This is a genomic window from Bartonella sp. AP40SXNS (genome assembly GCF_042195825.1).
Classification (GTDB): domain Bacteria; phylum Pseudomonadota; class Alphaproteobacteria; order Rhizobiales; family Rhizobiaceae; genus Bartonella.
Window position 1 is genome coordinate 44,606 of record NZ_JBHIPB010000009.1, and the last position, 14,990, is coordinate 59,595.

Below are 14,990 nucleotides of genomic sequence, written 5' to 3' on the forward strand. Positions count from 1 at the left end.
TAACATAAAAAACTCTTTTAGATTGCGTTGAAATATTTGTATAGAGATCTATTTGAGGAGATATATTCAGTACATATCATGAGTATATTTTTTTGATAAGTTGGTCTTTGATACGATGAAGGCATTCATCGCGTCCTAATAAAATAAGAATATCTAAAACTCCTGGCGATGTTGCGCGTCCTGTAAGAGCTGCGCGAAGTGGTTGGGCGATAGATCCAAATTTAAGATTTTCTGTTTGGGCATAAGAGCGAAGAGTTTCATCTAAAGCTTTTGTATCCCAAGAGGGGCAAGCTTTCAGGGCAAGATAAAGAGCATTTAAAATGGTTCGTCCATTTTTATCTAAGAGCATTTGTGCTTTTTCATCAAGCTGTAATGGTCGTTGCGTAAAAATGAAGGCGGCATTATCAATCAGCTCGCACAGTGTTTTTGAACGTTCTTTCAAATGTGGGATTGCTTTTAAAAATTGAACACGGCGTTTTTCATCAAGTCTTTCAATGGTTTGTGCTCCCTTATCGGTTTCTGGTAGAATATCAAGAGCGGCATCAAAAAGTTCTTGATCATTGCTCATGCGCATATAGTGTCCGTTAATGGAATCGAGCTTTTTGAGATCAAAACGAGCAGCACCTTTGTTAATATCCTCAATATCAAACCAAGAAATCATATCTTCAAGTGATATAAGTTCGTCATCCCCGTGACTCCACCCTAAACGGACAAGGTAATTGCGCAAAGCAGCAGGAAGATATCCCATGGTTCGGTAAGCATCAACACCGAGCGCCCCATGCCGCTTTGATAATTTTGCGCCGTTTTCACCGTGGATAAGAGGAATATGTGCCATAACAGGAATATCCCATCCCATTGCTTTAAAGATGATTATTTGTCGGGCTGCATTGGTAAGATGATCGTCTCCACGTATGATATGTGTGATGCCCATATCATGATCATCAACGACAACAGCATGCATATAGGTAGGCGAACCATCAGAACGCAAAATAATAAAGTCATCAAGATCTTTATTAGGAAAACGAACATCACCTTGAACAAGATCATGTACTATGGTTTCTCCCTCTTGAGGGGCTTTGATACGAATAACAGGTTTAACACCTTTAGGAGCTTCAGAACGATCACGGTCCCGCCAACGTCCATCATAACGGGGCGGGCGCCTTTCTGTACGGGCTTTTTCACGCATTTCAGCTAATTCTTCAGGTGAAGCATAACAATAATATGCTTTGCCATTCTTGACCAACTGCTCGGCGATTTGGCGGTGACGTTCTGCACGTTCAAATTGCGAAATAGGGGCGCCATCATAGTTAAGACCCATCCAGTGCAAGCCATCTATTATGGCTTTTACAGCTGCTTCTGTTGAACGTTCCCGGTCTGTATCTTCAATTCGTAGAAGCATTTTTCCACCGGTATGTTTTGCATAAAGCCAATTAAAAAGAGCAGTACGAGCGCCACCAATATGAAGGAAACCTGTGGGTGAAGGGGCAAAACGGGTAATAACAGACACGAATATTTTCCTTTAAATTGAGATATTACTTATGGAACTTTATAGAAAGGTTATGTTAGCATAAGTGATGGGGCGTGCAATAGCCGTATTGCGAGTTAAAGTGGGGGACTGATGTTTTATAAAAGTAAAGAGGGTTTATCCGAAAAATCTGTTACAGAAAGAAAAAAGCCATGTCAGATAGGGCAGAGTGTTTTTTCTAGATATGATGATGCAAAGAACGGTAGCTATAACCAACAAAAACTTTTTTTATTGACACTCTTAAAAGAAGTAATCATTTTTTTTCGCAAATGGTTAGAAGATTGTATTAATAAAGAGGTTGCTTTTGGTATCCTTTTTTCGCTGATTTTAGTCTTTTTTGCCCTAGGAATCATTTTCTATTTTCATTTAGAGTGGGAACCAAGTTGGGGACAATTGGGGGCATTGGTCAGTATTTTTCTGGGAATATTCTATGGTGCACGTTTTTATCCAAAAATATGGATTCCCGTGGGATTTCTGTTTTGTATTATATTGGGTACTTTAGCGGCAAAAATAGAAACGTGGCGTATTGCAACACCCATGTTAGGCAGTGACATTGTCACTACATTGACGGGAAGAATTGTTTCTATTGAGTCAGGTGCCAAAGGAGGATTTCGTTTAGTTTTGGATATTTTGAGTACAGAAAAGCCCATATTACGCCATAGTCTTCATCGTGTTCGTTTATCGGCAAAATATTTGCCATCTGGCTTAGCGATTGGTGATGGACTGCATGGAAAAGTGAAGATGCGTGCATTCTCTGGGCCGGTGCGTCCAGGAGGCTACGATTTTAGTTTTCATAATTACTTTAAAAGAATTGGGGCACAAGGCGTTTATTTAGGAAAACCAAGAAAAATATCCGTTTCTCAGCCTGATGGGATATTCGCTATCATTCTACAGAAAATTGAAAATTTACGCACGAAGATGACACAAAGAATCCGTATAGCCCTTGAAGGAGAAAAGGGGAGTGTTGCAGCTGCCCTCATAACAGGGCAGCGTGCTGGTATTTCAAATGAGACAAATGAAGCATTACGTACAGCTGGATTAGCCCATATTTTATCAATATCAGGTTTACATATGGCGTTGTTAAGCGGCATAGTTCTTTTGAGTATCCGTAGTTTTTTAGCATTTTTTCCAGTTTTTTCTTCCTATTATTCCAGTAAAAAGTTTGCTGCTATCGTTGCGTTTATGATAACAGCTTTTTATTTGTTATTGTCGGGCTTAGCAATATCAGCGCAAAGAAGTTTTGTGATGATTGCTGTTATGTTGGTTGCTATATTGTGTAATCGCTCTGCTATAACAATGCGTAATTTTTCCATTGCAGGGTTGATAACTCTGGCGATGACACCCCATGAAATATTAGGTCCTAGCTTTCAAATGTCCTTTTCTGCGACTGCTGCTTTGATTGCTTTTTTTGATTGGTGGAGTGGAAGATCATTTTTTCGTAAAGGAAAAACAACTTCCTCTTATGTTGGAGGAGGAGTGATAAATTTTGTTTTCTTATCGATTCTTTCAACGTGTGCTTCTTCCTTTGTTGCAGGGAGTGCAAGTGGAATTTATGCTGCTTATCATTTTTCTAATATGGCATCTTTGAGCATTATCAGTAATGCTTTTGCTTTGCCTGTCATCTCAATTTTTGTTATTCCATTTGGATTAATCGCAGTTCTTGCAATGTTAGGAGGATTTGAATGGCTTCCCCTTCAAATTATGGGGTTTGGAGTTGATCTTGTGATAAAGATTGCACATGCTATCAAGGCTATTTCTCCTGATTTGAATCCTGGTTTTATGCCGTTATCTGCGTTGATCTTACTGAGTATAGGCTTGGTTGGATTGACTTTTTGCAAAACACCTATCCGACTCTTTTTTAGTTTTTTTATTTTGGTTGGTATTTGTATTTGTGTGATGCATTCACCTGTACAACTGATGATCGCAGATAATATGCGTCTGGTGGGTGTTATCCATGATAAAAAGTTATATATTGATCGTTACCATATTTCTAAATTAACGTCATCCGTATGGAAAAAGTCATTCCGTGTGAATGAAATGATTAAACCAACAAAGTATGGGCCTTCATTGCACGGACAATTTATTTGTGATCGTCATGTTTGTGCATCCTTATTGGATAATGGATTAAAAGTTATCGTTTTACAGAGAGAAACAGATCAATGCGTAGAGGCAGATATTCTTATTCAAACATTTACAATTGCGATGCATAATCCAGTATGTCACAAGAAGGCAAAAATAATATTTACCCCTCAACAATTGTTATCACGAGGAAGCGTGATGATGACCAAAAGTGGGGATATTATTTGGTCTTCTCTAGGGTTTCATAGACCATGGAATATGCATAGACGGTATGCACAAAAAAATATATAATTTAATCGCATTTTTCTTCATATCTGGACGATGACAAAACGGAAAAGAATAGAAGACTTTTTTGATAATATTTTACGGTATTTAGATTGGTAAATTTATCAATGTCATTGAAACGAAATAATAATCTACAGTTTCTAGAAATAGATGATTTTTATATCTGATCATTTTAAATTTTTCAAAAAAATTGCTATGTACATCTTTGTACATCCTATTGATAGCACAAGATAAATCAAAAATTCTTATTGAATGAGAAAAATGCTAACAAATTTTCTCAGAGAAATAAAAAAGATAATTGTTGATTATTCTATTTTATTCTTATCATATATTTCTATAATGAGTAACATCTGTTCAAGCAAAAATAACGGTAAGTTTAGAAGATTGAGTCAGGTAGTTACCTTTTATTATCGGCGGTAATAGGGGGAGTGAGTACTGCTTGCGGATAAAAGGTGAAGTCATTCATGAATGTTCAGCAGTTAAAAAAAATGGCAGCTGTTAGAGCGCTTGAATTTATTGAGGATGGTATGCGGCTTGGTATCGGATCTGGTTCGACAGTCAATGAATTTATTCGTCTTCTTGGTGAGCGTGTTGCGGATGGTCTGCGTGTGACTGGTGTTGCTACCTCACGATATTCTGAACAGCTCTGTCGTAAGTTTGGAGTTCCTGTTAGCACTTTAGAAGAAATACCTGAATTGGATCTTGATATTGATGGAGCAGATGAAATTGGTCCTCAGATGATGCTCATTAAAGGAGGAGGTGGAGCATTGTTGTATGAAAAAATTGTGGCATCGGCATCCCGTGAAATGCTTGTCATTGCTGATGAAACCAAGATAGTAAAAAGACTTGGTGCTTTTGCACTACCGATTGAAGTTAATTCATTTGGTATCCATACAACACGCAAAGCCATCGAAAAAGTTGCTGATGATTTCGGACTTTCTGGAGACATTATATTGCGAATGAATGGAAAAAATCCTTTTGAAACAGATGGTGGTCATTTTATTCTTGATGCATTTTGGGGATGCATTCTGCAACCCCAATTATTATCAGAGGCGCTTCTTGCCATTCCTGGCGTTGTTGAGCATGGTCTTTTTTTGGGGTTGGCTTCACGTGCAATTGTTGCTATGGCTGATGGACAAACAAAAGTTTTAGAACCATTTGATTTTTAGAAAAGATATTTACATGATGATATACTAGCACAATAAAAAAGGGTCTTAAAGACTTTAGGTAGAATAACAAATTTAAATTATAATTAACTATCAGGGTAATCATTAAATGAGAATAATATTTTCTTTTCCGCGTTTTGTCGCATATTGGGGTGCAATTACCATTTTTGTTGTGAATATTGGAATGGTTCATGCACAAGGTGTGAGTGATCAACATTTGGATTCAGCGCGAAAGGCGATCAGATCCATTCATGCAACGGATCAATTTGATAATTTTTTACCAAATGCGGTTCATGATTTCAAAAATGAACTAATCAGTGATGATCCGAATTTGGCAACAGCTATTTCTGATATTGTTGATAAGCAAGCGCTTGCTTTAGTTAAAAGGCGCTCTGATCTAGAAAAAGAGATTGCTCATGTGTATGCAAAATATTTTACTCAAAAAGAGCTTGATGCCATTACAGCATTTTATAATTCTGATACCGGTAAAAAGTTTTTGACAGAAGTCCCCAATATTGCACGTGATTCCTATTCTGCATTTGATGTATGGCGTTCTGCTCTTATGCAAGATCTTGTAGAAAATGTGAAAAAAGAGATGTCTGAAACACTTAATTTGAATAATTCTACTATACCTACAAAATCAGGATCTCCAGAAAACAAAAAATAGTTTGATTGATATCATGACTGCAATAGGCGATTTCTGATTTTTGTAATAGCGGCGGTTTTTCCGCCGTTTTTAATCTTTTAATAAGAATAAATCCTTTAAGAATATTGCTTAAAATGCTTCTTCAAAAGAAAAAAGACTTTTATTTGATAATAAATGATCTTAGCCTATTGTTTGTAGATATGTGAGAAGGATTAGTTCGTGGGTTCTTTTGATTTTGATTTATTTGTTATTGGAAGTGGTTCTGGTGGGGTGCGTGCAGCACGGCTTGTGGGAGCTCTTGGTAAGCGTGTCGCTATAGCTGAGGAGTATCGTATAGGGGGCACTTGTGTTATTCGTGGTTGTGTTCCCAAAAAACTTTATGTTTATGCGTCACAATATGCCAAAGAATTTAAGAAAAGTGTTGGTTTTGGGTGGGAATATGCGGATCCAATTTTTAGTTGGGAAAAGTTGGTTGCAGCTAAAAATAAAGAAATATCAAGGTTAGAAGGGCTGTATCGTAAGGGATTAGAAAATAACAATGTGCATATTTATGAAAGTCGTGCTACTTTTATAGATGATCACACATTAGAGCTTTCTGCCACGGGTGAGCGGGTAAGTGCAGAAAAAATTTTGATTGCAACAGGGGCAAAACTTGCACCAAATACGTCCATAGAAGGCGGTGAATTTTGCCTTACTTCTAATGAGATTTTTGATCTTAATCAACTCCCAAAATCAATAGTGATTGTTGGTGGAGGGTATATTGGTGTTGAATTTGCTAATATTTTTCATGAATTAGGTGTAAAAACAACACTCCTTCATCGTGGTGATTTAATTCTTCGTAATTTTGATCATGATTTGCGGCAATTGCTCAGCGATGCAATGATTGAAAAAGGGATTTCTATTCTCTATGGTATAACAATTTCTAAAGTACAGGCTGCAGAAAATTGTTATGAAGTTGTTTTATCAAATGGGAAAATGATCAGCGCCGATCAAATTATGTTGGCTACGGGACGGATGCCCAATACTGCTGGTTTAGGACTTGAGAGAGTAGGTATAGAAGTTAATGAATTTGGTGCAGTTGTTGTTGATGAGAAAATGACAACAAATATCCCCCATATTTGGGCTGTTGGTGATGTAACAGGTCATATTCAATTAACACCCGTTGCGATTCATGATGCAATGTGTTTTGTTAAGACAGCATTTGAGAATATTCCCACAACACCTGATTATGATTTAATTACAACGGCAGTTTTTTCTCAACCAGAGATTGGAACGGTTGGTCTTTCAGAAGAGGAGGCGGTAAAGCGTTATAAGCGTCTTGAAATTTATCGTACAGTTTTTCGTCCTATGCGTAATGTTTTTTCTGGTAGTTCAGAGAAAATGCTTATGAAACTCATTGTTGATGGTGAAAGTCGTATTGTTGTGGGCGCTCATATTTTAGGGGAAAATGCTGGTGAGATGGCTCAGCTTATAGGGATATCTCTCAAGGGTAAGCTAACGAAGGATATCTTTGATGAAACGATGGCAGTGCATCCAACGATGGCAGAAGAATTGGTAACGATGTATAAACCAAGTTATATATATGAAAATGGGAAGAAAATAGAAAGTTAAACAGCATATATTTTGGTGAAAAGTTTTTGATATGCCAAGCTGTAAGTTTTGTAAGTTTAGTCTTTAGAGAGAGTGTAATGATACAAGAATGGGTGCCTGACTCTTGGAGAGAAAGGCCAATTAAACAAGTTCCGACTTATCCGGATAAGTCTATGTTAGAAAATGTTGAACGAAAACTGAGAAGCTATCCTCCTTTAGTTTTTGCCGGTGAAGCACGTGATTTAAAAAATGAATTAGCAGCTGTTGCAAAAGGACAAGCTTTTTTATTGCAAGGTGGTGATTGTGCCGAAAGCTTTGCAGAACATGAAGCTGATAATATCCGAGATTTTTTTCGTGTATTTTTGCAAATGGCGATTGTTTTAACCTTTGGTAGTTTTAAGCCTGTTGTTAAAATTGGTCGTATTGCTGGTCAATTTGCAAAGCCACGCTCTTCTGATATCGAAAGTAAAGAAGGGATTGATCTTCCTGCTTATCGGGGGGATATTATTAATGGCATTGAATTTAGAGCCGATTCTCGTATTCCGGATCCGCAACGGATGTCCATGGCTTATCGCCAATCTGCGGCAACACTTAATCTCTTGCGTGCTTTTTCACAAGGTGGCTATGCTGATTTAGAAAATGTTCACACATGGATGTTGAGTTTTGTTTCTAACAGTCCGCAGGGGGAACGTTATGAATTATTGGCAGAGCGTATTTCTGAAGCAATTGATTTTATGCGTTCTATAGGGATTACATCCAAAACGCATTCTTCATTGCGTGAAACATCTTTTTATACCAGTCATGAAGCACTTTTACTTGGTTATGAAGAGGCTTTGACGCGAATTGATTCAACTTCAGGAAATTGGTATGCAACATCTGGCCATATGTTATGGATTGGAGACCGTACACGTCAGATTGACCATGCTCACGTTGAATATTGTCGTGGTATCAAAAATCCTATAGGATTAAAGTGTGGCCCTTCCATTGAGCCTGATGAGCTTTTAAGATTAATTGATATTCTAAATCCTGAAAACGAGCCAGGTCGGCTTACCCTTATTACGCGCTTTGGTTATGATAAGGTTGAAAGTTATCTACCTAAACTCATCCGCGCCGTTGAACGCGAGAAGCGTGCGGTTATATGGTCATGTGATCCAATGCATGGCAATACAATTACTGTTAGTGGTTATAAAACGCGTCCCTTTGATTATGTTTTAAAAGAAGTAGAGAATTTTTTTGCTGTGCATCATGGAGAGGGAACTTATCCAGGAGGCATTCATATTGAGATGACAGGTCGTGATGTCACTGAATGCACCGGTGGGGCACATGCTATTTCTGTGGACGACTTGTCTGATCGTTATCATACGCAATGTGATCCACGATTAAATGCAGATCAATCGTTAGAATTGGCGTTTCTTGTTGCGGAACTCCTTAAAAAAAATCGTGCCACTGACCCGTTAGCAATTGCCACTGGTGGATAGCAAAAATTTACCTAATATTTTAGGTCATATGACAGAAGAGAATTTTAAAAAAAGCGATGTTTCTGATGATTAAAAATAAAGTTGTGGTTGCCAAACTGATGAAGTGATAAAAAGACTTATGAAAAATGATTTTCGGGTAGCAATTGCCCAATTAAATCCTATTGTCGGTGATATTGAGGGGAATTTTTCTCTAGCTGTTATGGCACATCAAAAGGCTAAAGAAGAGGGAGCTGCCCTTGTTTTATTATCGGAGCTTTTTATAAGCGCTTATTCACCAGAAGATCTTGTTCTAAAATCTGCTTTTACAAAAACATGTGAAGAGGCTGTTAAAAATTTAGCAAAAATAACCGTAGGCGGACCAGGAATTGTCATTGGTCTTCCATTAAGGCGTAATGGCAATGTTTATAACGGTCTCATGCTTCTTGATGAAGGGCGAGTTATTGCTGAAAGCTTAAAGTTTGATTTACCTAATTATGCCGAATTTGATGAAAAGCGTTTGTTTTCTTCAGGTCCACGTCCTGAGCCTATTGTTTATCATGGAATCAAATTAGGAATAGTCATTTGTGAGGATCTATGGAATGATTTCTCTCTGAGTACAGAGCTTAAAGATAAAGGAGCGGAAATTATTCTCGTCCTTAACGGATCTCCCTACTATCGTAATAAAACTTTAAAACGTATAGATGTTGTTCATACGCAAGCTCTACGATCTGGGGTACCAATTATTTATGCTAATCAAGTTGGTGGTCAAGATGAGCTCGTTTTTGATGGCGGGTCTTTTGCCTTGAATGGGCAAGGCAAAAAAGTGTTTCAAATGAAACACTTTGAAAGGCAGATTGCTTTGAGCCATTGGCAACGAACAACGACGGGATGGAACTGTGTTTCAGGTCCTAATGAAAATCTTCTCAATGGATTAGCAGCCGATTATCAAGCTTGTGTTTTAGGCTTGAAAGATTACGTTAATAAAAACGGCTTTAAGGATGTTATTCTTGGTCTTTCAGGAGGAATTGATTCAGCCCTGTGCGCGGCAATGGCGGTGGATGCTCTTGGTGCTGAGAGGGTTCGCACCATTATGATGCCTTATCATTTCACTTCGCAAGAATCATTAAAAGATGCCAAAGAATGTGCTGATCTTTTAGGATGTCATTATGAAATCATACCGATTGCACAACCTGTTGAGGCTTTTTTAAAGACAATGGCACCTGTTTTTTTTGGCTTACCCTCTGATGTAACAGAAGAAAATCTTCAAAGTCGCATACGCGGTACACTTTTGATGGCTCTTTCGAATAAATTCGGATCAATGGTGGTAACGACAGGCAATAAGTCAGAAATGGCTGTAGGATATGCAACACTATATGGGGATATGAATGGCGGATTTAATCCTCTTAAAGATATTTATAAAATGCAGGTTTACGCATTAGCTGAATGGCGCAATAAAAATCACTTTCACAATTTGAGAGGACCAGAAGGAATTGTCATTCCATCCAATATTATAGAAAAAGCGCCTTCTGCAGAGCTGCGAGAAAATCAAAAAGATGAAGATTCTCTTCCCCCTTATCCTATTTTAGATGATATATTGCAATCTCTTGTAGAAAATGACATGAGTATTTGTGATATTGTTAAACGTGGGCATTCACGAGAAACTGTTGAGAAAGTTGAACAGCTTCTTTATGGTGCCGAATATAAAAGACGACAATCTGCACCCGGTGTAAAAATCAGTTACAAGAGTTTTGGACGCGATCGTCGCTATCCCATAGTCAATCATTTTCGCGATAAAAATTGAGTATTATTTTATGGTTAAAGTTCGTTTTGCTCCCTCTCCAACAGGTTATATTCATATTGGCAATATCCGTATTGCACTTTTCAATTGGCTTTATGCGCAAGCGCATAAAGGAGAATTTATTTTGCGCTATGATGATACAGATGTTGAACGTTCTAAACAAGAATATATTGATGCTATTGCTGTTGACCTTGAATGGCTTGGTATTCAACCAGATTCAATTTATTACCAATCTAAGCGATTTAATCGATATGATGAAGTTGCGGAAATTCTCAAACAACGCGGGCTTCTTTATCCCTGTTATGAGACTGCAGAAGAATTAGAGCGGCGTCGTAAAATTCAGCTTTCACGCAAATTGCCTCCTATTTATAACCGTGCAGCATTAAAATTGACGGCAGAAGAGAAAAAAAGCTTTGAATCTCAAGGTCGTAAACCCCATTGGCGTTTTCTTCTTCCTAATTTTGAAAGTGATCCTTTGCAAACAAAGCGAACAGAAGTTTGCTGGAATGATGCGATAAAGGGGAAGCAGACGATTGATTTGGCTTCTCTTTCAGATCCTGTTCTTATTCGTGAAGATGGAAGCTATCTTTATACATTGCCGTCTATTGTTGATGATGTAGATATGGCTATTACGCATATTATTCGCGGGGATGATCATATTACAAATACAGGCGCTCAAATTGCTCTTTTTAAAGCTCTTAATGCAGAATTACCGGTTTTTGCTCATACCAATTTATTGGCGACAGTTTTAGGAAAAGGATTTTCAAAACGTAATAATGATCTTTCTATTCGTTCTCTACGGGAAGAAGGATTTGAATCTATAGCTGTTCAATGCCTTGCCGTTTTGATTGGGACATCGCAAAATGTGCATCCCTATCCCAATCAAGCTACGCTTTTAGAACATTTTAATTTACAAGATACGTCAAGATCCGTTGCAAAATTTGATATTGCTGATCTTCTTTCTTTGAATAGTCATCTTGTCCATGAACTAACCTATGAAGAAGTTCAAATACGACTTAAAAAACTTTCTATTGAGGGAGATAAGGCGGAATATTTCTGGAACGCGATAAGACGCAATATTGATAAAGTCAAAGATGCTGTTTTGTGGTGGAAAATCATTCATGATGAACAAAATTTTGATACAGTAGCACTAGAGGATCGTGCATTTGTGCGTCAATCACTCGATTTCTTACCTGAAGGTGCTTTGAATGAGGAAAGTTGGAAAATTTGGACAACAGCATTAAAAGAAAAAACAGGTCGGAAAGGAAAGTCTTTATTTATGCCATTACGTCAAGCACTTACGGGCATGGATCATGGACCTGAAATGGGAAAGCTTTTGCAGCTTTTAGGGCGTGAAAAGGTAATAGAAAGGCTCTCTAAGAAATAAGAAAAACTTTTAAAAGGCATCTTTTATTTACTTTATGCTTACAGAGAGTAAAGGGCGAGTCTATCTACGCGTTTTTATGAGCATGAATGCAGGAATATCATCACCAAATCCAAGGGGCGTGTAATTCTTATTTTTTCGTGAGCGTTGTTGCTCAGATGGCTTCTCCTTATTATTTGCATTTTTGATATATTCTGTTTTATTCTCTTCTACAGATTTTTTAGTGTGAGCAACAGGCTCTTTTGGAGCAGTTTTCTTTGATGATTTTGATGATTTTTTCTTTACAACAATATCTTCTGTTTGATCATCGGCTATTAAAGTTGAGAGATCTCCATTGAGCCATTCAATTTTTTCATTACTCATTTCCTCAATGGCATTGATATATTTTTGATCAGCTTTTGTGACAATTGTAAAAGCTTTTCCGCTACGATTTGCACGCCCTGTACGACCAATTCGATGGATATAGTCTTCAGCATGTGTAGGAACATCATAGTTAAATACGTGGCTTACGGCTGGAATATCGAGACCACGGGCAGCAACATCAGAAGCAACCAGAAGTGTAAGTTTATTATTTTTAAAATCGGCTAGGGTGTTCATACGTGAATATTGGTCCATATCCCCATGCAATGCACCTACACTAAAGTTATGTTTAATGAGTGATCTAAGAAGTTCAGAGATATCCCTCTTGCGATTACAGAAAATAATAGCATTTTGAAGTTCGGCACCTTCATTTTGGATAAGTTCTCGTAAAACTGCTCTTTTGTCCCATGATTTATTTCCAGATTTAACAAGCCGTTGTGTAATTGTGGTCGCTGTTGAGGAAGCTTTTGTAACTTCAACAGATACCGGAGAATGTAAAAATTGTTTCGTTAGTTTTGTAATTTCTGGTGCCATTGTTGCAGAAAAGAACAAAGTTTGACGCGTAAAAGGTGTTAGTTTACAGATGCGTTCGATATCAGGAATAAAGCCCATGTCCAACATGCGATCAGCTTCATCAATAACAAGGATTTCAACGCCCATCAGGAGCAATTTACCGCGCTCGAAATGATCAAGAAGGCGCCCTGGTGTTGCTATAAGAACATCAGCTCCTCGTTCAAGTTTGCGATCTTGGAGTTCAAAAGATACCCCACCAATCAAAAGAGCAACATTTAAACGATGATTTATTCCGTATTTATCGAAATTTTCTTCAACTTGAGCTGCAATTTCTCTTGTTGGTTCTAAGATGAGCGTACGGGGCATTCGTGCTCTTGCACGACCTTTTTCAAGGAGAGTGAGCATAGGCAATACGAAAGAGGCGGTTTTACCCGTTCCCGTTTGAGCGATTCCTAGAACGTCTTTTCTTTGAAGGACGTGAGGAATTGTTTCACTTTGAATAGGTGTTGGAGTTGTATATCCCGCTGATTTTACAGCGTTAACAACCTTTGCGGAAAGACCTAAATCATCAAAACTGTTTAAAGATGGTATCATTTTTTTATCAATTGCTCTGTGATTTTAATTTTGCTATCTAAATGATGAGTATAACCAATATCCCCCACTCTTAAAGAGTTTTAAGATGCTTTCACAAAAAAACTAACTATAACAACCATATACACATAAAACGCACAATACAATCATTAATAGCGAAATTGTTCTGATAAAATGCGTTCATCCCATGAATGATTTGAGTCAAAAAGGATTGAAGCTGTTACTTCTGTTGCCATTGAAATAGTAACTGAATGGACAGATTTAACTTCAACATTATCAGCAGCAGCGTTAACAGGGCGTTTGTCAGGTTCAAGCATATCAAAGCGCACTGTTACTGTATTGGGAAGCAATGCTCCATGCCAACGCCGAGGACGAAAAGGACTAACGGGAGTAAGAGCCATAAGGGGGGCCATAAGGGGTAAAATAGGTCCTTGTGCTGATAAATTATAAGCGGTTGATCCTGCCGGTGTAGCGACGAGGACTCCATCACAATTTAATTGTTCCATGCGCACGTTGTTATCAATGGTGATACGAATTTTTGCTGCTTGATAAGATTGTCGAAAGAGAGATACTTCATTAATTGCAAGAGCTTCGATAGATTCTTGACATTCAGCTTTTGCAATCATGCGCAGGGGATGGATTTCTTTTCTATGAGCGACAGCAATACGATTAGGTAATTTTTTTTCATGAAATTCATTCATAAGAAATCCTACAGAACCTTGATTCATGCCATAAATGGGTTTGCCTGTATTCATGACGTCCCGTACGGTTTGTAACATTGTCCCATCACCACCGATTGCAACAACAATATCAGTTTCTTCCAGAGAAGAATGACCATAAACGGAAATTAATTTGTGGGTAGCTTTGAGAGCTTCCTCAGTTTCTGCGGAAACAAAATGAAAGCGACTTGGTAATGTAATCATTTAGAAATTATCCTGATACTTACAGTTTATATTGTAACTTATTTTTTGAAAGTTTTGAAGTTGTAATAAAAGCTCTTTTAATAATAAAAGGAGTGTTGAAGACAAAAAAGCTCTTTCAAGATAAAGTATCATTGTAGAAAAATAAAAGGGGTGCGTAGTTAGATAATTTACAAATAAGTAATTTTTTTATTAGAATGGTAATTTAGCATTGAAGCTAAGAGAATGATTAGTTAAAAGATCACAACTAATTTTAATAATCGGTTTAAGCACCCGTAGCTCAGCTGGATAGAGCGCTGCCCTCCGAAGGCAGAGGTCACAGATTCGAATTCTGTCGGGTGCACCAAACTTTTCAATTTCATATCATCCTAAATAACAACATTCTCCAAAAAGAAGCAGATTTCCTCTTTATGAAAATGGTCATTTGAGTTGTTCATTAAGTTTTTTAGCGAATAAGTAAATGATTTTAAGAGAAGTAAAATTTTACAGTTGCGTATATAATTTTTTGCTTAGTCATTTTGAACATCGAGATAAAAAAGCAAGATTATCTAAATGTGCTTTCAATTTAACTATAAATATTTATAATATAAAAATACATATTAATTCAATATGTTATTGTACAACTGATCTGGCGATGTTGATAGTAGATCGCTAAATATATTGTTCTGGTCATTAA

General features: G+C 37.4%; 10 protein-coding genes and 1 tRNA gene. 8 read left to right on the forward strand and 3 right to left on the reverse strand.

Annotated elements, in window-relative coordinates:
- Positions 1-76 precede the first annotated feature (76 nt).
- Positions 77-1,507: a glutamate--tRNA ligase gene (gene gltX, locus ACFILZ_RS06985; protein WP_375608546.1), complete on the reverse strand. Its 1,431-nt coding sequence runs from the start codon at positions 1,505-1,507 to the stop codon at positions 77-79.
- Between the two features lie 111 nt (positions 1,508-1,618).
- Here gltX (ACFILZ_RS06985) and ACFILZ_RS06990 point away from each other — a divergent pair, with 111 nt between their 5' ends.
- The 7 genes from ACFILZ_RS06990 (at position 1,619) to gltX (ACFILZ_RS07020) (ending at position 11,933) form a co-directional block, all read left to right on the forward strand.
- Entirely contained in the window at positions 1,619-3,895 is a 2,277-nt protein-coding gene (locus ACFILZ_RS06990) for a ComEC/Rec2 family competence protein (RefSeq protein WP_375610642.1), read from the forward strand.
- A gap of 458 nt (positions 3,896-4,353) precedes the next feature.
- Positions 4,354-5,058, forward strand: a complete 705-nt coding sequence (rpiA, locus tag ACFILZ_RS06995; protein WP_375610643.1) for a ribose-5-phosphate isomerase RpiA — start codon at positions 4,354-4,356, stop codon at positions 5,056-5,058.
- Positions 5,059-5,164: 106 nt separating this feature from the next.
- On the forward strand, positions 5,165-5,722 hold the full coding sequence (locus ACFILZ_RS07000) for a DUF2059 domain-containing protein (protein WP_375610644.1): 558 nt from the start codon (positions 5,165-5,167) through the stop codon (positions 5,720-5,722).
- A 198-nt stretch (positions 5,723-5,920) separates the two neighbouring features.
- Positions 5,921-7,312: a glutathione-disulfide reductase gene (gor, locus tag ACFILZ_RS07005; RefSeq protein WP_375610645.1), complete on the forward strand. Its 1,392-nt coding sequence runs from the start codon at positions 5,921-5,923 to the stop codon at positions 7,310-7,312.
- Positions 7,313-7,389: 77 nt separating this feature from the next.
- Positions 7,390-8,769 carry a class II 3-deoxy-7-phosphoheptulonate synthase gene (locus tag ACFILZ_RS07010; RefSeq protein ID WP_375610646.1) on the forward strand — a complete coding sequence of 460 codons (1,380 nt, stop codon included), beginning with the start codon at positions 7,390-7,392 and terminating at the stop codon, positions 8,767-8,769.
- A 118-nt stretch (positions 8,770-8,887) separates the two neighbouring features.
- Complete coding sequence (locus tag ACFILZ_RS07015; RefSeq protein ID WP_375610647.1) at positions 8,888-10,549, forward strand: NAD+ synthase; 1,662 nt, start codon at positions 8,888-8,890, stop codon at positions 10,547-10,549.
- Positions 10,550-10,559: 10 nt separating this feature from the next.
- Positions 10,560-11,933: a glutamate--tRNA ligase gene (gene gltX, locus ACFILZ_RS07020; protein WP_375609495.1), complete on the forward strand. Its 1,374-nt coding sequence runs from the start codon at positions 10,560-10,562 to the stop codon at positions 11,931-11,933.
- 60 nt (positions 11,934-11,993) lie between these two features.
- Here the strand turns inward: gltX (ACFILZ_RS07020) and ACFILZ_RS07025 are convergent, their stop codons facing one another.
- Positions 11,994-13,397 (reverse strand): DEAD/DEAH box helicase, encoded by a 1,404-nt coding sequence (locus ACFILZ_RS07025; protein ID WP_375609494.1) that lies wholly within the window; start codon positions 13,395-13,397, stop codon positions 11,994-11,996.
- A gap of 146 nt (positions 13,398-13,543) precedes the next feature.
- Positions 13,544-14,317 carry an NAD kinase gene (locus tag ACFILZ_RS07030; protein ID WP_375608554.1) on the reverse strand — a complete coding sequence of 258 codons (774 nt, stop codon included), beginning with the start codon at positions 14,315-14,317 and terminating at the stop codon, positions 13,544-13,546.
- 266 nt (positions 14,318-14,583) lie between these two features.
- Here ACFILZ_RS07030 and ACFILZ_RS07035 point away from each other — a divergent pair.
- Positions 14,584-14,660 (forward strand) — tRNA-Arg (locus ACFILZ_RS07035).
- Positions 14,661-14,990 lie beyond the last annotated feature (330 nt).

Coding starts and splice junctions, on each gene's coding strand:
- ACFILZ_RS06990 (WP_375610642.1), top strand. CDS start 1,619: ATGTTTTATAAAAGTAAAGAGGGTTTATCCGAAAAATCTGTTACAGAA.
- gltX (WP_375609495.1), top strand. CDS start 10,560: ATGGTTAAAGTTCGTTTTGCTCCCTCTCCAACAGGTTATATTCATATT.
- ACFILZ_RS07000 (WP_375610644.1), top strand. CDS start 5,165: ATGAGAATAATATTTTCTTTTCCGCGTTTTGTCGCATATTGGGGTGCA.
- ACFILZ_RS07015 (WP_375610647.1), top strand. CDS start 8,888: ATGAAAAATGATTTTCGGGTAGCAATTGCCCAATTAAATCCTATTGTC.
- ACFILZ_RS07025 (WP_375609494.1), bottom strand. CDS start 13,397: ATGATACCATCTTTAAACAGTTTTGATGATTTAGGTCTTTCCGCAAAG.
- rpiA (WP_375610643.1), top strand. CDS start 4,354: ATGAATGTTCAGCAGTTAAAAAAAATGGCAGCTGTTAGAGCGCTTGAA.
- ACFILZ_RS07030 (WP_375608554.1), bottom strand. CDS start 14,317: ATGATTACATTACCAAGTCGCTTTCATTTTGTTTCCGCAGAAACTGAG.
- ACFILZ_RS07010 (WP_375610646.1), top strand. CDS start 7,390: ATGATACAAGAATGGGTGCCTGACTCTTGGAGAGAAAGGCCAATTAAA.